The organism is Nocardia testacea NBRC 100365 (assembly GCF_000308775.1).
Taxonomy (GTDB): Bacteria; Actinomycetota; Actinomycetes; order Mycobacteriales; family Mycobacteriaceae; genus Nocardia; species Nocardia testacea.
In genome coordinates, this window is sequence record NZ_BAGJ01000100.1 from 1 (window position 1) to 19,764 (window position 19,764).

Below are 19,764 nucleotides of genomic sequence, written 5' to 3' on the forward strand. Positions count from 1 at the left end.
GGCGGTCACTCCCGCCGGGACGGCCGGGGCGGTACTGGTCACCGTGACCACCGCGGGAGGAACCGTCGACGGCGTCTCCTTCACCTACGCGGCGGTGCCCACCCTGAGCACGGTCAGCCCGGCTTCGGGCACGGCGGCCGGCGGGACCACGGTCACGATCACCGGGACGGCATTGACAGGTGCGACCACGGTGAGTTTCGGTGCTACCCCGGCAACGTCGTTCGTCGTGGACTCCGACACCCAGATCACCGCCATCGCCCCCTCCGGCGCGGCCGGAACGATCCTGGTCACCGTCACCACCCCGGGCGGTACCAGCAACGGAGTCTCCTACACCTACCTCTGACAGTTGGTGCGGCCGGGCCGTCGGCGGGCAATTGCCTGCCGACGGCCCGCTCGCGTTACGGTCCAGAGTGCGGGGCCGTTTCCGTCGATGGCATCGCCGACATCCTCGATCCGAGCCCGGCCACGGCGCCGAACTCGTGGGCACGGTAGCCCGATACGAAGACATCTATCGATACTGCTACGTTCGCGACAACGACTGGATCATCATGGGACTGGACGAGGAGCTCGACCGATCGGTGTTCCTCGCCGCGAGTGCGCCGACCGGGCCGGGCCCACGGCCATCCCGTATCGGCCGAAACCGAGAACCCGGCCGGGTGCCTCGAAAACCTTTCACCGAAACGGCGAAAGTCGAGGGCCTGGGCCGCCACTACTACCCAGGAGCCGAGGTTGCCGCCGATCCAGGTCGCCGTCTGCGGGCCCAGCAGTTGCACCGACACCGAGGCCGCCGATGCTCGCGAAATCGGCAGACTACTGGCCCGCGCCGGGGCCACCGTGCTGTGCGGTGGAGGCCGCGGGGTCATGGCCGCGGTGGCGGAGGGGGCCGCCGCCGAGAACGGTCTTGTCATCGGTATCCGCCCCGATACCGATCCGGCCGGGGTCTGCGCGGGCCTCTCGGCCGTCCTGTACACGAACATGGGAGAGGCCCGTAACGCCATCCTGGTCCGGTCCGCCGACGCGGTCATCGTCGTCGGCGGTTCCTGGGGGACACTGTCCGAACTCGCCCTTGCCAATCACCGCGCAGACACCCCGGTGATCGCGCTCGGCGGCTGGAAGATCCGCGACGCCGACGACAACCCCGTCCACGCGGCCATCACGGCGACCGGTCCGCTGGTCGCCGTGCGGACAGCCTTGGCGCGGAGCGGGCGTTCCTAGCTCTTCGATGCGCGCAGACCGTCCAGCAGGACGCGGGTCAGGTGATCGTCGACCCGGGCGCCGCAGCGGTGAATCCCGCACGTCACGATCGCGTACGGCACTGCCGAACAACCGGCGGGACCGATGAACTCGACGCCGGGCACACGGGTACCGGAATGCGACGCGACGATCGACGCTGCCGCGCCGGTTGCCGAATGGGGTCGGGAGCCGGCGGAACAGCTCATCGTGCCGCCACGCCGGGCCGGCAGACGACTCGGCTCAAAGGGCCTTCTCGACGGCCGCCGCGAGGCGTGTCGCGTCGCTCTCGTCGTGGGCGCCGACGGTGAGCGGAAGCGCCCTGGCGCCACGGTAGGCGGCGCGACCCGGGGTGGGAGTATCGATGATGTCGACGATCGGCCGGATCGCGTCTTCGGGACGCCGGCCCAGCAGCGGCGCCAACACCGCGGCGGCGGCTTTCATACCCAACCCCACCTCGCCGGCGAAGCTGGAGCGAACCAGCCGGTCCGGCCCCCAGGTGACATAGCCGAGACCGGGGTTCTGTTCGGTGGCAAGGATTCCCAGCAGCTCGTTGGCCCGGCGTTGCCGGGCGTTCGATCGCCGGAAGGTGAATCCGTCGAGCATCTCCAGGTCGTCGAAAGCGATGGCGTCCGGGCGGGCGCCCGGCACGGCGAGGTTCACGACGACCGGGTCGTCGCCGGCACGCAGGAGGTCCGCGAGGCGCGTCACGAACAGGTACTTGCTCAGGAAGAACAGCGACCAGGACGCTTCGTGCCCTTCGCTTGTCACGTGCCGGCGCTGCCGGATGAACGACGCGGCGAGCACCAGTGCGTCGATCCGTTCGTGGCCCTCGCGCAGCTGCGCGACCACGCGGCGGCTGTCCGCGACGAGGGAGAGATCGGCGCCGATGAACTCGGCCCGGTCCGCCGCGGAAGAGTGCCGGCGCGCCGTCTTCGCCACCAGCGCGTCGAACTTGGCGCTGCTGCGTCCGATCACCACTACTCGATGCCCTGCGGCGAGGTAGTGGCGGGCCAGGGCCGCACCCATCCCGTCCGTGCCTCCTGTGATCACCATCGTGCGCATGCCACTCCACCCTTTCCGGAACCTGCGTTCCGGAACAGGCTACATCAATCGGAACACGTGTTCCGCATTGCTAGGATGAGGGCCATGACAGAAGGGCGGAAAAAGCGGCGGGATGCTGCGGCGAACCGGGAAAGGATCCTCACCGCGGCCGAGGACGCGTTCCGCCGGCACGGCCTCGCCGTCGATATGCGTGCTGTCGCGGCCGCGGCGGGAGTCGGCATCGGCACGCTGTACCGGCATTTCCCCACCCGGGAAGATCTCGTGCAGGCCATCACCGGGACCGATCTGGCCGACCTCGCCGTAGCCCGGCTCCGGGACGGCGCGTCGGCGATCGACGGTTTGCGAGAGTTCTTCACCGGCGCCCTGACCCGGCTCCGCGCCAACAAGGCCATGATCGACCTACTGGCCGGTGCGTCCCCCTCCGACGCGGATCTCGAGCGATGCCTCGGCCATCTGAGAACCGTCGGCCGTGAAGCGGTGCAACGATCCACCGTCGACCGGACTCTTGCCCCCGATGTGACGGCGGACGATATCGCCTACCAGTTGTTAGGCCTCATCCGTATCGCACAGATCGCTCCGGAGCCGGGCACGATCGAGCATCAGATCGAACTCGCCCTGCGCGGGTTGGCCGCCTGAATTTCATCGACGTGCCCGCCGGTATGCGCCGGCTCCGCATCCTCGGCCGCCCGAACTCGCTCGTGCCGACCGCCGCGGCTACCGGCTTCCGGATACCCGCGGGAACGATTCGGCGTGCCACGTCGCCGGGTCGGCGCCGCCTCGACGCCCCATCCCGGATCGCTGGGCACCCTGTCGGCCATGTCGATGTCACCCAGTTCTCACATGGATGCGCGGTATGCGCCTGCTATCGTAGTGACCGATATCGAGATTATGGTCACTACAACGACAGGAGCCCCATGCCCCGCCCTCTCGTCCCCGACCGGCGCGGAAGGATCCTGACCGCGGCCGCAGATCTGATCCTCGAAACCGGATGGCCCCACACCACGGTCGCCGATATCGCCGAGCGCGCCGGCATCGGGAAGGGCGCCGTCTACCGCGAGTTCGCCGACAAAGCGGCCATCCTGGACGCCGTCCTCGGCCGCAGCATGCGCCGGATGACGGCACGGGTCCACCAACAGGTGCTCGACGCCGACGGAGTGGTCGATCTCCCCGCCGTGTACCGGTTCGGCGTGGAGGCGCTACTGGCCGAACCCCTCATGCGTGCGCTGTATCTGGGCGATGACGCGGTCCTGGGCGAACACGTCCGCGGTGTCACCGACCAGCGTTACGCCGTGCGTTTCGGCTGGCTCGCCGAGTACATCGAACAACTGCAACGTGCCGGAGTGGTCGTGGACACCGTGCCGAGCGAGACCATCACCCGCATGCTCGGCTTCTTCACCGTCGGCCTGATCAACGCGCCGGGCGTCCTCGGCGCGGGGAGCCCGGCGGAATTCGGCGATGTCGTCACCCTTTTCGCGGATCTGACGGGTCGCGGCCTGGCCGGCCGCGGGCCGGTGGACGCCGCGGCCGCCCGCCGCGCCCAGCTCACATTGCTCGATCAACTGTCGGATCAGCTCACTCGGCCGGGGGATCCCCTATGACCACCACCGCTTTCACCTCCCATAACGACCTCGTCGTTCGCGGCGGTCCGGTCCGCCACTACCGATCCGGTGACCACGGAAGTCCCGTATTGCTCCTGCACGGCGGCATGCTCGATACCGCCGAAGGCGTCTGGCGCGATGTCGCGCACCGCCTGGCGACGAAATACCAGGTCCATGCGATCGACCTGCCCCGGCACGGGGCCAGCAGACCATGGCACGGCCGCCTGGACCGCGGATTCTTCGACGGCTTCCTCGACGACCTGCTCGAGCAACTGGCGCTGCCCCGGACAGCGCTCATCGGGTTGTCCCTCGGGGGTGGACTCGGGATCGGGTACGCCCTGCGCCACCCCGAGCGGGTCTCGGCCCTGCTCGCGATCGGGCCGGGCGGTATCGGCGCGAAACGGCGCGCCCAGTTCACCACCTGGGCGATGATCAATACACCGGGACTTTTGAAGCTCATGAGCAAGTACCTCGCCCGTAGCCCGAAAACACTCCGGAAGTCGATGGTCGGCAGCCTCACCGCCGGAACCGATACGCCCGGCTTCGAAACCATCCTCGACCTGGTCCGATCCGAAGCCCACGCCAAGAGCGAGTACGGCGAACCCGTGCTCGACGACTGGATGGTCGACGCGTACGGACCCTGGAACATGCGACTGAACTACCTCACCGAACTGGCCGGGCTCGAGGTGCCCAGCCTCTGGATGCGCGGTGAACACGACACACTGGTCGGCCATACCGAACTCGCCGCCGCCGCGACGGCTTCGCCCGGCGGAGAACTGGTCACGATTTCCGGCGCCGGACATATCGTGACCTACGACCGGCCGGCCGAATTCGTCCGCGTGGCCGGAGACTTTCTCGATCGAACCGGTCACCGTTGACCCGGCCCTCGCGCGGCTGTCTCGGACCGGCATCCGAGCACAGCTACGATCCAGCACATGAAACACGAAAAATACCCCCTCGCAGCCGTTCTCGCAGTAGCCGCCGTAACCGCGGTGGCCCCGTCCGCGGCCGCGTTCCCCACCGGGTCGGCCGGCTTCGGTGACGGCCGGGAAGTGGTGATCGTCGACAACACCCTGGAACTGAGCGATCTCGACGCGTGCTGGGCGAGCGGTTTCCCGCGTGATATCCGGTTCGAGAACCGCAGCACTCGCGATTTCCGCGTATACAACTCCCCGGACTGCAGCGGCGCGCCCGTCGCGACGGTCCCGGCGGGGCATACCGCAACCCACTACGGCTGGTCTGCTTCCGCCCGATAATCGCCCTCCCGGACGCGGTCCCGAGCCGACGGAGCTCGGGACACCGCGGGGGTGTCGCCATTCCCACAGTCCCTTGACCTCAATAATACTTGAGGTTACAGGCTTTCAGAGGGTCTCCGACCCGGCGATACCGACGTACCCTCCCCGCACCGAAAGCCAGGGCCATGATCACCACCGAGACACCACCGGAACCACCGGCCGCTGCCCGCAATCCGCTCACCATCGCGCTCGTTCTCGTGGTCGGAGCGATCATGGCGACACTCGATCAGACCATCGTGAACGTCGCCATCAACAAACTGTCCGTACAGTTCCACGCGGGACTGAGCACGATCCAGTGGGTGGCCACCGGATATTCGCTCGCGCTCGGCGCGGTGGTACCGGCCTCGGCGTGGCTGGTCGGCCGGTTCGGAGCGAAGCGGCTGTACCTGGCCGCGGTCGCGGTGTTCGCGGCCGGCTCGGTGCTGGCCGGGCTGGCCTGGAACATCGAGTCGTTGATCGCATTCCGTGTCGTACAGGGCGCGAGCGGCGGGCTCCTGATGCCGGTGGCCATGACGATCCTGTTGCGCGCCGCCGGGCCGGAACGGCTGGGCCGGGCGATGAGCACGCTGGGATTGGCCGTGCTGGTCGGCCCGCTGCTGGGTCCGGTGGTCGGCGGCTACCTCATCGACGAGGTGTCGTGGCGGTGGATGTTCTTCCTCAATCTGCCGCTGGGCGTGCTGGTTGTACTGATGGCAGCGAAGCTACTGCCCGGTGATGTGCCGCAACCGCCGCGCGTTCTGGATGTCGTCGGTCTCCTGCTGATGTCGCCGGGGCTGGCGCTGCTCATCTACGGCGTCACTGCCGCGGGTGAGCACGCCGGTTTCGCCACACCGGCGGTGTGGGTGCCGATTCTCGTGGGCGGCGGGCTCGTGGCCGCGTTCGTGCGGCGCTCGCTGACCACCCCGGTGCCGCTGCTGGATCTGCGGGTACTCGGCAATCGGACAACAGGCCTGGCGGCCGCACTGCTGGCGCTGTTCGCGAGTGGCTACTTCGGCTCGATGTTGCTGCTGCCCCTGTACTTCCAGGTGGTGCGCGGCGAATCGGCGCTGATGGCCGGTGCGCTGGGCATTCCGTTCGCGCTGGCGTCGGGCGCGACCATGCAGGTGGCCGGCCGGCTGATCGACCGGATTGCGCCCGGCCGCTATCTGCCGGGCTCGATCGCGGTGGCGCTCACCGGTTTCGTCCTGTTCGTGATCCAGCTCGACGCGGACGCACCGTACTGGGCGCTGGGCGCCACCATGCTGCTGATGGGCGCGGGCGGTGGCGGCACGATGATGCCGGTCCTGACGACCGCGACCCGGCCGTTGCACCGAGACCAGCAGCCCGCGGGATCGACCGTGCTGAACATGATCAGCACCACCGCTCTGGCCCTCGGCACCGCGGCCACATCGGTGACCCTGGCCGCGCTGCTACCGGCGGCCGGCGGGTTGCAGGCCGTACACGCCATGGACCCGGCACACCGGGCCGCCCTGACTCCGGCCTTGGCGGAGGCCTTCCAGCAGGCCTACCTGATCGCCCCGGTCATGATCGCGCTGGCCCTGATCCCCGCCCTGCTGCTGCCGGGCCGAGGAGCAGCCGCCCGGCGATCACGGCCGGAGAGTTCTCGGCAGCAACCCGGATGGCATTGCCGCAAGATTGCCCGTGGGTGAATCAGAGTGCGCTCGGGGTGCTCTTCGCACGGCCGCGCACCTGGAACGCGCCGACGATCTCCACGACGCCCGTGAAGATCAACCACCACCCGGCCACCAGGGTCAGTACCGCGACGGAGTTGAACGGCCAGACGATCAACATTCCGCCACCGATCAGCAGCACGATGCCGAAGAAGACGTTCCACCCGCGCCCGGCGGTGCCCGAGGGCGCGTCGGCGGCCGCGACCAGTACCGCGACACCGCGGAACATCCAGCCGATCCCGATCCACAGGGCCATGAGCAGGATCGCGTCGCCGAGATGGCGCAGTGCGAAGAAGCCCAGGATGAACGACAGCACCGCGCTGACGAGCAACATGGCCCGCCAGCCGCCCGACACGTGACCGCCGAACGCGGCGACCAGCTGGAAGACGCCCGAAACCAGCAGGTAGATACCGAACAGAACGGCCAGGACCACGATCGTCGGGCCGGGCCAGACCAGCACCATGACGCCGACGACCACCGACACCACGCCGATGACCAACATCGCCTGCCACGCACCTCGGGCCAGCTGATGCAACGGCCCCTCGTACTGCGTATCGCTGGATGTCATGCAGGCATGATATGACGCGGCCGGTCGATTGCCGATGATTCGCTCGCCATCGAAATGACTACGATTGCGAGGTGGCCGGCCGGAGCCGATGGAAGGCCGCCAGCCGCTGCCGGTGATAGTCGAGGTCCTCCTCGTCGTGCCGCACCCCGCGGGCGACGGCGATGCCGAAGTAGACCGCTTCCCTGCGCAAGCGGTGGCGCATGAGCTGAGCGAGCGCGATATCGTCGAGTTCTCCCGCGGTGCCGCCCGCGGCCAGATATGCCTCGACGAACTCCCGGGCGCCGGAGAGGTCACGGCCGAACTCGTCGGCGAACTCGAGCGCCGCCGAGGCGAGTTCGAGCTCCGGCGGACCGATCGTCGCCTCGTCCCAGTCGATCAGCGCCACCACATGTCCGTCGCGTGACAGCAGATTGCCTTCGTAGTAGTCGCCGTGCAGGGGCTGCGCACGGGCCGTCGCGGTGAAGGCGGCCAGCCAGCGATCCAGGTCCGGATCCGGGAGCTCCGCCGAGGGCGCGCCGTCCAATCCGATCTCGAGAAACGAGGGCCGGGGCCGCGGCGGCGGCCGGTGCCCCGCCAAGGCCCGGTGGACCCGGGCCAGCAGACCGGCCGCCTCGGTGAACTGGACCCGGTCCGCACTGTCGGCCCACCGCCCGTCGATCAGGGGCCACACCGAGATGGGATAGCCGGCGACCACCTCCACCGTCGACCCGTCGGCGCGGGGCAGCGGCGCCACGACTTCCGGTACCGCGCCCGCGGCGGCGGCGATCCCGTGACACCACTCCATCTCCCGCGGCTCGCGCCCCGGCGACCCGATCCGGACGACCACCTCACCCACCCGGTAGGCAGCCGATTCCTCACCACCGTGCAGGCGTTCACCCTCGCCTTCGTAACCCCAGGACGCCCTCACCGCGGCCCGGATGTCCTCGGTGAGCGGCAGATCGATGTAGACCACGCTCTCACTTCTACCGAGTGGACGGCCCGGTCCTCGGCTCGCCCCCTCTTTACCGGGACGAAGGCACCCCGGCGGGGCCCACCCGGGTCCCACCGGGTGTGATCCGCGTCGGCGGTGGTGGGTTGCCGAGCGGATCGGGTATCGCCCGCGTAGGCCATCAGCGCACCCGCGATCCCCCCGGGGGCGCGTAGCGGGGCGGCACCGCCGGTTAAGGTCGGAGCACACCGGGGAAGCGCCGTGCCGGTGTGGCGCTCGGTGTGCAGGTAGAGGAGTTGAGCGTGACCAGTATCCGAGATCTGCGCGAACCCGCCGAGTCGGCGCCCCGCCACGCGCAGGCCCCCACCGCGGCGGCCCGTATGCGCAGGCGACTGGAGCGGCTTCTCGGGGTCGCCGCCACCGAGGGGAACGCGCTGGTAGCACTCCGCAACGGGGACGAGATCTTCCCGGCGATGCTGGGCGCCATCCGGGATGCCGAGCACACCGTCGACATGATGACCTTCGTGTACTGGCAGGGCGATATCGCCAGGCAATTCGCCTACGCACTCGCCGAACGCGCCGAAGCCGGCCTCCGGGTACGCCTGCTGCTGGACGGCTTCGGCAGCCGCTCGATCGAGAAAGACCTGCTGAGGCTCATGGAACGCGCGGGAGTCCAGGTCGCCTGGTTCCGCAGACCGTTGTCGCTGTCTCCGCTCAAACAGAACCACCGCTGTCACCGCAAAGTCCTCGTCGTCGATGAACGGACCGCCTTCACCGGCGGGGTCGGCATTGCCGAGGAGTGGTGCGGCGACGCGCGCAACGAGCACGAATGGCGCGATACCCATGTGCGGATCGAAGGCCCGGCAGTGGACGGCGTCGCGGCCGCCTTCGCGCAGAACTGGGCGGAATGCCATGATGACCTCTTCGACGATCGCGACCGTTTCGCACCGCAGGAACCGCAGGGTTCGGCGGTCGTCCAGGTGGTTCGCGGCTCGGCGAGTATGGGCTGGCAGGATATGCAGACCCTGCTGCGGGTGGTCATCGAATCGGCCGAGCAGCGGCTACGGCTGGCCACGGCCTACTTCGCGCCGGACGCCTACTTCATCGAACTGCTCTGCGCGGCCGCGCGGCGCGGGGTGGAGGTCGAGATCGTATTGCCCGGCCCGCATACCGACAAACGCGTATGCCAGTTGGCCGGTCAGCATTTCTACGGCGATCTGCTCGCCTGCGGAGTGAAAATCCTGCAATACCAGCCGACGATGATGCACGCGAAGGTCATCACGGTCGACGGGATCGCGGCCCTGGTCGGATCGACGAACTTCAACCGGCGTTCCCTGGACCACGACGAGGAGATCATGCTCGTGGTCCTCGACGAACAGTTCACCGCGACTCTCGACGAACATTTCGAAGCCGATATGACGGTGAGCGAGCTGATCGAGGAAACACGCTGGCAGCGCCGTTCACTCGCGCAGCGCGTGCGGGAGGCCGCGATGTGGCCGATCCGCCGGTATCTGTGAGGCGCGGCGACCGCCGCCGGTGGGCCGGCACCCACATGGCCGGAAAACGAACACGACCGGTTCGCCTCCCCGCCGGGTCCATCGTGGCGAACGCCGGACCGCGGGCGGGCCCCGGCGCAGGGGCACGGCCGGGGTCGCGGGGCGGGTAGGTCCAGGAAACGAAAGGTTCGGCGCGAGCTCTGCCGCGGCGCGCCGGTACGCCTAGGCTTCGGGGTCGGGGGGCATGAGTCGGCTTTGAGAGCACAGGGCCAGCTTCCGTCAGGATGCGTAACGCGTCTCGAGCTGATTCGAGTGCAGTAATGAACCGTCCCTATCCCCGCCGCCCTCCGCCGTACGCCGCCGCACCCTGGCGGTCGCCTCGTGATCAGCTGAGTTTCCGGGTTCGCCGCCGCGGCGATATCGTCCTGCTGGCGGTTCGCGGCCAGGCCGATGCCTTCACGCTGGACCTGTGGCGCCGGCAGGTGCGTGCGGCCGCGGAGACGGTGATCGGTCCCCGGGGCGCGCTCGTCGTCGACGCCACCAGACTCGATTTCCTGTCGTTGCGCAGTCTCACCGCGCTGTCCGACGACGCGCGGGAATTCCGGCGCGCGGGGATCGAGATCTACCTGGTCACCGGCGATCCGGCCATAGCCCGAGTGGCCCGTGCCGATATCCGCAACACGCTGCTACCGGTGCGCTCGACAGTGGTGAGCGCGCTGACCGCCGTTCATCTACGGCAGCGGACACCGGAAGTGGTCGCGGAGAGCCCGTGACCACGGCCACCGCCTGCCTCTGGACGCGGCGGGACCGCCCGGCCGCGCACTCCCGGAGTTCGCGGCCGGCGGTGATGATCGTGCCCGGCCCGGCCCGAACTCACGACCGGACAGCGGTGACGGCAGCCGCGCGGGCCGCTCCCCGGCGTGACCGCGCCGGGCGCGTGGACCTGCCGTCGGTGAGATCGCCGGGTCCGGCAGCCGCCGGGAAACCCCCACGCGGGCCGTCCGATAGCACTCCCGGCCTTCAGCGCGGTATCCGCGACGGCACGGGATGATCATCGTCGAGGGCCGGAAGTCCGTCGATGCTGTGCCGGTTGTCCCCGGTGATCCAGCGCGCGAACTTCTCGTCGGGTTGGCGGGCGTGGTGTGCGTCCAGTACCGGCCGTTCGCCGACGAATTCGTAATACGGCACGGAGTAGCCGCACGAATCGGCGATACGATCGACATCGACCACGATCACCGCCCGGATGCCGGGGTGTTCGAGACCGAAATGTGCTCGGAGGCGGGCGAATTCCGGAGCGTCGGGCCGCACGACCCGGCCGGTTCCGTACAGGCGCAGAATGCGGGAGTTGCGGGTGAAAGAGCAGAACATCAGAGTGATCCGCCCGTTCTCCCGCAGATGCGAGATGGTTTCGACACCGCTGCCGAACAGATCGAGGTAGGCCACCGTGTGATCGTCGAGTACGGCGAAGGTGTCCTGGTACCCCTTGGGCGACAGGTTGACCCGTCCGCCGTCCGACGGCGCCGTGGCCACGAAGAACAAGGCCTGCGCCTCGATGAACTGCCGCAGCGGCTCGTCCAGCCGCGAAAATTCCTTGGCCATGGCTTCCTCACCGTCGATGGGCTGTGCTCTCAGGGTATCGGCGACATCGACGGCCACGGGGTGAGAAACCTCTCGGGTCACGCACGCATTCTGCGGGCCACCCGGTCACGCTCCGCGGTGATCGCGCGCCGGCGGGCGATCATGGCCTCGGCCGGAGAGCCACCGCCGACGATCGCGTGGTGCACCGCTTCGATGTCCTCGATGCCCTCCCGCGCTCCCACCCCGGCGGCGGGGGTGATGGCGTGGTCCGCGTCGCCGACCAGGATCACCGGGGCGACCGGCGCCGCCGCGGTCGCCAGCGTGACACTGCGCGCGTTGGATACATGCACCTGTTCGGTGGCCGCGACCAGTGTCGCGGTCAGTTCCCGCACCGAATTCGGGGCCGCCGCCACCACCGCCTCGGCCCAGTGCCGCACCGGCACAATCCCGGTCTCGGCGACCGGCAGCGCTTCCCGTTCGATGCGCAGGAACCACAGCGCCGAATCGGCTCCGGGCCGCCAGATATGGCCGAAGGTGGCCGCCGGGCGGGCGCCGGAGGCCGACTCGGCGTGGAAGTGCAGGACGAACGGGTCGGTCGGGCATTCGACCGGCGTCGCGGTCATCCCGTAGATCACCACATCTCCGGCGTACTCCGGGGTCCGATCGGGGTCGATACCCGCCCGCGCCACCGAGTCGATGCCGTCGGCGCCGATCACCAGATCCCGCGCGGTGAGCGTGCGTTCACCGATACGCAGAGTGGTGTGCCCGGTCGTGGCGTCGACCGCCACCGCCGCGACCGGACTGCCGTAGTCGATCTCGGCCCCGGCGTGCACCGCGAACCGTTTCAACACCGCGATCAGATCGCGGCGCAACCAGAATCGGTGCCCCTCACTCGGCCGGCGTCGCGTCACGCCGTCGTCGGGGGTGTACCGCAATTCGCTCAGCGGATACGAGGCCGCGTGCAGTTCCTCCTCCGGGACACCCAGCGAGACGAGACCGCGGTGGCCCCGGCCGTCGAGGATCAGGAACGCCCCGCCTCCCCCGCCGTCGCGCTGCTCGTAGACCGTCACCGGCCGCCCCGCTCTCGCCAGGGCGCCGGCCAGGGCGGTTCCGGCGATTCCGCTTCCCAGGATGGTGACCATCGGATCTCCTTCGCGATCGGGCGGGCGCTGGGCAGAGAGCGGGCCGAACAGCGACCACACCCGTACCCCGCCGGTAACGGCGCTCAGGAGCCGGTCGCGCGTCCGCGCGCCGGCGGCCGGTCGGCTATCGGTCCACGGTGGCCAACATACAAGACCGGCACTGTCTCTCGGCTATTCGACGAGGTTCTCGCTCGTCAGCCAGTCGTAGGCCACATCGGCGGGGTCCTCGCCGTCGATATCGACCCGGCCGTTGAGGTCCTGCATCAGATCATCGGTGAGATGTTCGGAGATCGTGGCGAGCAGCGGCGCCAGTTGCGGGTACCGGTCGAGGATCTCACCGCGCACGACCGCGGTGCCGCTGTAGGGCAGGAAGAACTTCCGGTCGTCGTCGAGCACGACCAGGTTCAGGTTCTTCACCCGGCCGTCGGTGGTGTAGATCATCCCGAAATTGCAGGGTGCGCTCTTGGCCGTCGCCGTGTAGACGACCCCGGCGTCCATCCGCGTGACATTGCCCGCCGGGACACCGTTGGGATCGTTGTAGGGAATCCCGTATTTTTGCAACATCGGGATGAAACCGTCCGAACGACTGAAGAATTCGTCGTCGACGCAGAAGGTCCGGTCGGCGACGGGAAGCGCCGCGACATCGGACAGCGATCGCACGCCCAGCCGCTCGGCGGTCGGGGTCGACGCACCGAACGCGTAGGTGTCGTTGAAATTGGCCGGTGGCAGCCATACCAGGTTGTGATCGCTCTTCTCGATATCGTGGACGCGCTGCCACAATTCCTGAGGATCGGAGATGGTCTCGGTCTGATTGTGGTAGTTGACCCAGCCGGTTCCGGTGTACTCCCACAGGATATCGGCGTCGCCGTTGAGCTGGGCCTGCCGGGAGGATGCCGAACCCGGCGCCCCGGTGAGATCGGTGACCTGGGCACCGGCGGCGGCGAGATAGGTCGCGGTGATCTTGCCGAGCAGTACGCCCTCGGTGAAGCTCTTCGAGGTCACCACCAGCTTCGCCCCGTCGAGCGGCCGCTGCCCGTCCGGTAGGCGCGCGTCGTGGAAAGTACCGGACGAACTCACCAGGCCGCATCCGGCGAGCAGCGCGATCGCCGCGAGCAGCACGGAAACCGTGGTGGCCAGTCGCGCCGGCGCCGGATTCATGAGACACCTCGCGGGGTCGCGGCCAGTTCGACGAGTCGGCCCAGCCAGTCGATGGTCAATGCCAGGAGCCCGACCAGGATCGCGCCGGAGATGAGCAGTTTGGGCAGGAACAGGGTGACTCCGGTGGTGATCAGCGTGCCGAGGCTGGTGGCGCCGATGAACGTGCTCAGTGTGGCGGTGCCGACCAGGATGACCAGGGCGGTGCGCACACCGTTGAGGATCACCGGCACCGCCAGGGGTAGTTCCACCTGTAGCAGCGTCCGGGTGGCGGAGTAACCGATCCCACGGGAGGCCTCGATGGTGCGCTGGTCCACCTGCCGCAGCCCGACGATCGTGTTCTGCAGAATCGGCAGTACGGCGTAGACGACGAGACCGACGATCGCCGTGCGGAACCCGGTACCCAGCCAGAACGTGAACAGTACGAGCAGGCCGACCGCGGGCGCGGCCTGACCGACATTGGCGATATTGACCGCGATCGGCTCGAATCGCTTCAGCGTGGGCCGGGTCAGCGCGATACCCAGCGGAATGGCGATCACCACCACGATGACGGTGGCCACCACGGTGAGTTCGATATGCGCGACGATGGTGTTGCGCAGATTGCCCCAGCCCAGTGCGGCCTGCTCGGTCGCGGTGAACGTCGTGGAGCGGTACCACAGCAGATAACCGATCCCGATGACCGCGATGATGAGCGGTTCGAACCACACATCGAGCGGCAGGCGGCGAAGCCGGTTCATGACTGCTCGACCGATCCGGGTTCGTCGTCGGCGGCGACCACCGGGGTCGGCGCCGGATCGGTGCCGTCGACATAGGTCACGTAGGAGGCGTCGGGTTCGTCGGCGCGGGTATCGGCGAGTTTATCCCGGATCAGTTCGGTCACCGAGCCGATGCTGAGCGAGCCGACCACCGCGCCGCGTCCGTCGGTGACCAGCGCGGCACCCTGGCTGGTCGCCAGCATGGCGTCCAGTGCGTCGTTGAGCGTCGAGGACCGCGCGACCACCGGCAGCCGCCGGTCGAGGAAATCGGAAACCTCCGGTTTGGTCTCCAGTTCGGTGAGCGTCGGCCAGGATCGGGGCCGCCCGGCATCGTCCACGACGACCACCCAGCTGTGCCCGGCGGCTTTCGCGCGTTCGATCACCGCCGGCGCGGATTCGCCGATCCGGGCGGTGACCACGTTGTCGGACGGCACATCGCGGACGCGTGAGACGGTCAGATATGCCAGTTTCGCTCCGGAACCGACGAATTCCTCCACGAAGGGTGTGGCCGGGTCGGTGAGGATGTCCTCCGGGCTCGCGTACTGCTCCACATGGCCGCCCTCGGAGAGGATGAGCACCTTGTCACCGAGTTTGGTGGCCTCTTCGAAATCGTGGGTGACGATCACGATGGTCTTGCCGAGTTCGTGCTGGATCGCGATGAGACTGTCCTGCAGGCGGGCCCGGGTGATCGGGTCGACCGCGCCGAACGGCTCGTCCATCAGCAGCACCGGTGGATCGGCCGCCAGAGCGCGGGCCACACCGACGCGCTGCTGCTGCCCGCCGGACATATCCTTGGGAAGCCGGTCGGCGAAGGTCGCGGGGTCGAGACCGACCAGATCGAGCAGATATTCGGTGCGTTCGGCGATCCGCTTCTTGTCCCAGCCGAGCACCCGCGGGATGGCTCCCACGTTCTTGGCGACCGACCAGTGCGGGAACAGGCCGCCGGACTGGATGACATAGCCGATCGACTGCCGCAGCTTGTCCGGGTCCTCCCGGGTGACATCGCGTCCGTCGATGAAGATCCGGCCCTCGGTGGGTTCGATCAACCGGTTGATCATCTTGAGCGTGGTCGTCTTCCCGCAACCCGAAGGGCCCACGAAGGCGACGATCTCGCCGGCCGGGATCTCGAGGTCCAGGCGTTCGACCGCGGGCCGGCGCTGACCCCGGAAGCGCTTGACGACCGAGTCCAGGGTGATCGATGCGCCGGTGACCGTACGCCCGGTTGTCGTCGCCGTGTCACGGCTGGTCACATCGTCGGTCACGGAGCCTCCTTCGAAGCGGGTTCATGCGGTCCGCGGAGGCCGAAGCGCCGGCGGGGGTCTCGCATCACGACAGTCCCTTTGCGATCGTGAGGCGTCCGAGCAGGACGAGCAGCGCGTCGAAGACCAACGCGATGACGACGATGAGGATGGTTCCGGTGAGGGCCATTTCGAGTGCGTTGGCACCACCGAGCCGGGACAACCCGTTGAAGATCAGCGAGCCGAGCCCCGGACCGAGCACATAGGCGACGATGGCCGCGACACCGACGATCATCTGGGTGGACACCCTGATTCCGGTGAGGATCACCGGCCAGGCGATGGGCAATTCCACGGTGAGCAGAATGCGCGCCCGCGAAAAGCCGATCCCCCGGGCGGATTCCACTACCGAAGCCGGTACCGACCGCAGACCGACGATCGCGTTGCCGATCACCGGCAGGGCCGCGAAGAACGCCAGCATGATGAAGGACGGGACGACGCCGAGCCCGAAGGGCACCAGCAGCAGCGCCAGCAGCGCCAGTGAGGGGATCGTCAGGGCGACCCGGCTCGAGGTCAGCGACAGCGCCGACAGCAGCGGCAACCGGTAGACCGCGACGGCGATGAGAACGGCGACGACGGTCCCGACCAGGACCGTCTGGAACGCCAGCGAGGCATGCTGATAGGTCAGAAATGTCAGCAGCTCACCCCGCCCTCGGATATAGCTCCACAGATTCACGGGATTCCCATCGTCGGCCGGAAATCGTTCGGCGCCCATCCGCGCGGAGTCATCGGACGCGCAAGCTGTAAAAGGTTAATCGATACCGCCCGGTCGAATAAGGCAGGCGCGCGGCGGGTACGGCACCCCTGCCGCCACGACCGCGCGATGTCGCGACCGCTACCGGCAGCGATCCGAGACGGCGGCCCGCTGTCCAGAGTTTCGCTCACCGGGAGTCCATGACAATTCCGGCGGTGCCCGGCCGAACGAGAGAGCACCCGGCGTACAACAGTTCCGCCGAAGCGTCCCCGGTCGACCGGCGGCAGCGGACCGGGTATCGGACGACAACCGCAGTCGGATCCGGAGATATTGTGCGACTGGGACATTCGATATGACCGCTGCGCCGGGCGAGTGCCGCTACGCCGCGCGCGCCGGCGCGTCGACCGCCGAATAGTATTCGGCGTCGCCGGAGATCACGGTGCTGCGCCTCCCGTCGACCCCGACCGGGATACCTCCGGCCAGCGTAATCCGGGTCAGCCGGCGGTGTTCGGCACCGTTGTAGTCGTCGATCGCGTAGTGCTGGGTGGCCCGGTTGTCCCAGATCGCCACGTCGCCCAGCGCCCAATTCCAGCGAGTGGTGTTCTCCAGCCGGGTGATTCGGTCCTGGAACAGCCGGAACAGTGACTGCGATTCGGTGCCGGTCAATCCCACGAACTCCTTCACGAACCCGCCCAGCAGCAGGGCCCGTTCCCCCGTCTCCGGATGCACCTCCACCACCGGATGTTCGGTCTCGAAATAGCTCGACTCGAATTCGCGCCGGTAGGCGGTGGCGCCCTCGTCGGGATTGTCCTCGGCGGTCGCGGCGTAGTCGTACAGGTTCGTGTGCCGGGCACGCAGGTTCTCGGCCAGCAGCCGCAGCGGTTCGGGCAGCGCGTTGTACGCGGCGACGGTGGAGGCCCAGGTGGTCGAGCCGCCGTAGCTCGGCAGGACGACCGCACGCAGAATGGACGCCTTCGGCACCCGGTCGACGAAGGTGACATCGGTGTGCCAGCTGTTCGAGCGGCCGTGGCGCGAATCGATGGCCAGGCTCTTCACCCCGGCCGATCGGACGGTCGGATGCGGGGTCGTCGGGGTGCCGAGCAGTTCCGCGAAGTCGTATTGCCCGTCCTCGGTGAGGTGGTCCTGGCCGCGGAAGAAGATCACTTTGTGTTCGGCGAGCGCCGCGCGGATACCGGCGACGGTCGCCGGGGACAGGTCGCCGCCGAGCCGGACCCCGTCGATCCGCGCGCCGATATGGGTACCGAGCTTGGTCACCTGCACGCTGGTGGCGGTGTCCACAGTGTCGACGGGCATATCCGGGGCCTCTCGCTCGAATCGGACGATCGAGTCGGATGAAACCAGCGCGGGACCGCCGCGACCAGGGTTTCGGTCACCGGGATCGTAATGGGCAATCATCCGGCGAACCGGCCACCTTCCTGCTCGTGAGGATCGCGCTCGGGGCCGGATCGCCCCCTGCCGCACGCACCGCACCGCCGCGGCCGGACCGGCGGCCCATAGAATGCGGGCCGCGGGCGGAGGTAGCCGTCGCCCGGTGAGCACTCCGCCGGCGAACTCCGTCTACCCCGATCGAGAGGGAGATATCGAGATGATCCTCGCCGAGGAGCCGCTGCTGCGCGGACCCCACCTCTATATCGACGGCAAGTGGGTCGAACCGGTCGCGGGCGGGACCCGGAGGGTCCGCGATCCGGCGGACGGCGCGGTGATCGCCCTCGTCGGCGAGGCGGGTGCGGCGGATGCGGGGCGTGCCGTCGGCGCTGCCCGGGCCGCGTTCGCCACGGGCGGGTGGCCGGGAACTCCGGTCGCCGAGCGTGCCGAGCTCCTGCTGCGCACCGCGGAACTGCTCGCCGAATATCGCGAACCGATCGCCCGGATCGAGACCCTCGACACCGGTAAGACGCTGCGGGAGAGCCATATCGATATCGACGACGTCATCGCGGTTTTCCGGTACTACGCGCGGCTCGCCGGCACCGCCGCCGACCGGCTCGTCGATACCGGCGATCCGGCGGTGATCAGCCGTATCGTCCGGGAACCGGTGGGAGTGTGCGCCCTGATCGCGCCGTGGAACTATCCGCTGCTGCAGATGTCGTGGAAGATCGCCCCCGCGCTGGCGGCAGGCTGCACGGTGGTCGCAAAACCCAGCGAGGTCACTCCGCTGAGCACGATCGCCCTGGTACGCCTGCTGGAGCAGGCCGGAGTGCCGCCCGGCGTGGTGAACCTGGTACCGGGCGACGGTCCGGTGGTGGGGTCGGCGCTCACCGGTACCCCCGAGGTCGATCTGATCTCCTTCACCGGTGGGGCCGCCACCGGGGCGGCCATCGCCGCGCGGGCGGCCGCGCACATCACCCGGGTAGCCCTCGAACTGGGCGGGAAGAATCCGCATATCGTCTTCGCCGACGCCGATCACGCCGGCGCGGTCGACGCCGTACTCACCGGCGCCTTCCTGCACTCGGGACAGGTGTGCTCGGCCGGTACCCGGCTCCTCGTGGAAGAGTCGATCGCCGACGAGTTCGTCGCCGAACTCGCCCGGCGCGCCGCCGGGATCCGGGTCGGGCCCGGAATCGAGCCCGCCTCGCAGACCGGACCGCTCGTCTCCCCGGAGCATCGCACCGCGGTGGAGGCCCGGGTGGCGGGCGGTCTCGCCGAAGGCGCGGTCCTGGTGGCCGGGGGTAAGCGGCCCGACGACCCCCGGTTGGCCGCCGGCAGCTACTACCTGCCGACCGTGCTGGACCACTGCCGGCGCGATATGCGGATCGTCCAGGAGGAGACCTTCGGCCCGGTACTGACCGTGGAGCGGTTCGCTACCGAGGCCGAGGCCGTCGAACTGGGCAACGACACGTCCTACGGACTCGCGGCCGGCGTACGCACCGGCGACGCGGCCCGCGGTGAACGGATGGTCCGCGCGCTCCGGCACGGCACGGTGTGGCTCAACGATTTCGGCCCCTACACTCCCGGGGCCGAATGGGGTGGTTTCGGGCGTTCCGGTATCGGCCGCGAACTCGGGCCGAGCGGGCTGGCCGAGTACCAGGAGATCAAGCACATCTGGCACAACACCGCCCCGGCCGTGGGCGGCTGGTTCGCCTGAGTCCCGGGCCGGCGCGTGCCGCACTCCGCGATGAACGATGCCCCGGCGGCCGCGGAGCCGGCTCCTCCACTTGTGTTCCGAACGGCCCGACTGTCGCGGGCCGGCGAACTCCACGGCGGGGAGATCCCGAGTGGGCCGAATCCAAACAATCTGCAGTGGCGACAGTAGACATTCGAAAGGATGTGGGGTAAT

At 68.7% G+C, this 19,764-nt stretch carries 21 protein-coding genes; 10 read left to right on the plus strand and 11 right to left on the minus strand.

The genetic code is table 11. The features are described from left to right. On the plus strand, window positions 1-343 hold a 343-nt coding region (locus ON38_RS14415), incomplete at its 5' end, for an IPT/TIG domain-containing protein (RefSeq protein ID WP_039825302.1). A gap of 386 nt (window positions 344-729) precedes the next feature. Then, complete coding sequence (locus ON38_RS34170) at window positions 730-1,215, plus strand: SLOG cluster 4 domain-containing protein (protein ID WP_245564041.1); 486 nt, start codon at window positions 730-732, stop codon at window positions 1,213-1,215. On the opposite strand, the gene ON38_RS36050 is transcribed toward ON38_RS34170, so the two are convergent. Next, window positions 1,212-1,358 (minus strand): hypothetical protein, encoded by a 147-nt coding sequence (locus ON38_RS36050; RefSeq protein ID WP_157181776.1) that lies wholly within the window; start codon window positions 1,356-1,358, stop codon window positions 1,212-1,214. The genes ON38_RS34170 and ON38_RS36050 overlap by 4 nt on opposite strands. 115 nt (window positions 1,359-1,473) lie before the next feature. Next, the gene (locus ON38_RS14430; protein WP_169333272.1) at window positions 1,474-2,286 is read right to left on the minus strand and encodes an SDR family NAD(P)-dependent oxidoreductase; all 813 of its coding nucleotides are present in this window, start codon (window positions 2,284-2,286) and stop codon (window positions 1,474-1,476) included. Window positions 2,287-2,379: 93 nt separating this feature from the next. Here ON38_RS14430 and ON38_RS34175 point away from each other — a divergent pair, with 93 nt between their 5' ends. From ON38_RS34175 to ON38_RS14455, 5 genes are all read left to right on the plus strand, one after another. Further along, the gene (locus tag ON38_RS34175; protein ID WP_051164753.1) at window positions 2,380-2,931 is read left to right on the plus strand and encodes a TetR/AcrR family transcriptional regulator; all 552 of its coding nucleotides are present in this window, start codon (window positions 2,380-2,382) and stop codon (window positions 2,929-2,931) included. Between the two features lie 278 nt (window positions 2,932-3,209). Beyond that, on the plus strand, window positions 3,210-3,893 hold the full coding sequence (locus tag ON38_RS14440) for a TetR/AcrR family transcriptional regulator (RefSeq protein WP_039825304.1): 684 nt from the start codon (window positions 3,210-3,212) through the stop codon (window positions 3,891-3,893). Beyond that, a complete protein-coding gene (locus ON38_RS14445; RefSeq protein WP_039825305.1) occupies window positions 3,890-4,771 on the plus strand; it encodes an alpha/beta fold hydrolase in 882 nt (293 codons plus the stop codon). Before ON38_RS14440 ends, ON38_RS14445 begins: the two co-directional genes overlap by 4 nt. A 57-nt stretch (window positions 4,772-4,828) precedes the next feature. Then, a complete protein-coding gene (locus ON38_RS14450) occupies window positions 4,829-5,149 on the plus strand; it encodes a hypothetical protein (protein WP_039825306.1) in 321 nt (106 codons plus the stop codon). A gap of 164 nt (window positions 5,150-5,313) precedes the next feature. Continuing rightward, window positions 5,314-6,837 (plus strand): DHA2 family efflux MFS transporter permease subunit, encoded by a 1,524-nt coding sequence (locus tag ON38_RS14455; protein ID WP_083872683.1) that lies wholly within the window; start codon window positions 5,314-5,316, stop codon window positions 6,835-6,837. A 1-nt stretch (window position 6,838) separates the two neighbouring features. On the opposite strand, the gene ON38_RS14460 is transcribed toward ON38_RS14455, so the two are convergent. Next, window positions 6,839-7,426: an HdeD family acid-resistance protein gene (locus ON38_RS14460; protein WP_039825307.1), complete on the minus strand. Its 588-nt coding sequence runs from the start codon at window positions 7,424-7,426 to the stop codon at window positions 6,839-6,841. A 58-nt stretch (window positions 7,427-7,484) separates the two neighbouring features. Continuing rightward, a complete protein-coding gene (locus ON38_RS14465) occupies window positions 7,485-8,378 on the minus strand; it encodes a phosphotransferase enzyme family protein (RefSeq protein WP_039825308.1) in 894 nt (297 codons plus the stop codon). Between the two features lie 278 nt (window positions 8,379-8,656). Here ON38_RS14465 and ON38_RS14470 point away from each other — a divergent pair, with 278 nt between their 5' ends. Beyond that, a complete protein-coding gene (locus tag ON38_RS14470) occupies window positions 8,657-9,871 on the plus strand; it encodes a phospholipase D-like domain-containing protein (protein ID WP_039825319.1) in 1,215 nt (404 codons plus the stop codon). A gap of 299 nt (window positions 9,872-10,170) precedes the next feature. Next, the gene (locus ON38_RS14475; protein ID WP_051164754.1) at window positions 10,171-10,623 is read left to right on the plus strand and encodes an STAS domain-containing protein; all 453 of its coding nucleotides are present in this window, start codon (window positions 10,171-10,173) and stop codon (window positions 10,621-10,623) included. Between the two features lie 247 nt (window positions 10,624-10,870). On the opposite strand, the gene ON38_RS14480 is transcribed toward ON38_RS14475, so the two are convergent. The 7 genes from ON38_RS14480 to ON38_RS14510 form a co-directional block, all read right to left on the minus strand. Continuing rightward, the gene (locus tag ON38_RS14480; RefSeq protein ID WP_039825321.1) at window positions 10,871-11,449 is read right to left on the minus strand and encodes a pyridoxamine 5'-phosphate oxidase family protein; all 579 of its coding nucleotides are present in this window, start codon (window positions 11,447-11,449) and stop codon (window positions 10,871-10,873) included. A gap of 77 nt (window positions 11,450-11,526) precedes the next feature. Further along, window positions 11,527-12,570, minus strand: coding sequence for an FAD-dependent monooxygenase (locus ON38_RS14485; protein ID WP_157181777.1), 1,044 nt, complete (start codon window positions 12,568-12,570; stop codon window positions 11,527-11,529). Window positions 12,571-12,741: 171 nt separating this feature from the next. Continuing rightward, complete coding sequence (locus ON38_RS14490; RefSeq protein WP_039825310.1) at window positions 12,742-13,728, minus strand: glycine betaine ABC transporter substrate-binding protein; 987 nt, start codon at window positions 13,726-13,728, stop codon at window positions 12,742-12,744. Then, window positions 13,725-14,462, minus strand: a complete 738-nt coding sequence (locus ON38_RS14495) for an ABC transporter permease (protein ID WP_039825311.1) — start codon at window positions 14,460-14,462, stop codon at window positions 13,725-13,727. The genes ON38_RS14490 and ON38_RS14495 overlap by 4 nt, the downstream gene beginning before the upstream one ends. After that, on the minus strand, window positions 14,459-15,742 hold the full coding sequence (locus ON38_RS14500) for an ATP-binding cassette domain-containing protein (RefSeq protein WP_039825312.1): 1,284 nt from the start codon (window positions 15,740-15,742) through the stop codon (window positions 14,459-14,461). The genes ON38_RS14495 and ON38_RS14500 overlap by 4 nt, the downstream gene beginning before the upstream one ends. 64 nt (window positions 15,743-15,806) lie before the next feature. Continuing rightward, on the minus strand, window positions 15,807-16,490 hold the full coding sequence (locus tag ON38_RS14505; RefSeq protein WP_245564042.1) for an ABC transporter permease: 684 nt from the start codon (window positions 16,488-16,490) through the stop codon (window positions 15,807-15,809). 357 nt (window positions 16,491-16,847) lie between these two features. Continuing rightward, complete coding sequence (locus tag ON38_RS14510; protein ID WP_039825313.1) at window positions 16,848-17,783, minus strand: TauD/TfdA dioxygenase family protein; 936 nt, start codon at window positions 17,781-17,783, stop codon at window positions 16,848-16,850. 292 nt (window positions 17,784-18,075) lie between these two features. Between ON38_RS14510 and ON38_RS14515 the strand changes: the two genes are divergently transcribed. Further along, window positions 18,076-19,572 (plus strand): aldehyde dehydrogenase family protein, encoded by a 1,497-nt coding sequence (locus ON38_RS14515; protein WP_039825314.1) that lies wholly within the window; start codon window positions 18,076-18,078, stop codon window positions 19,570-19,572. Window positions 19,573-19,764 lie beyond the last annotated feature (192 nt).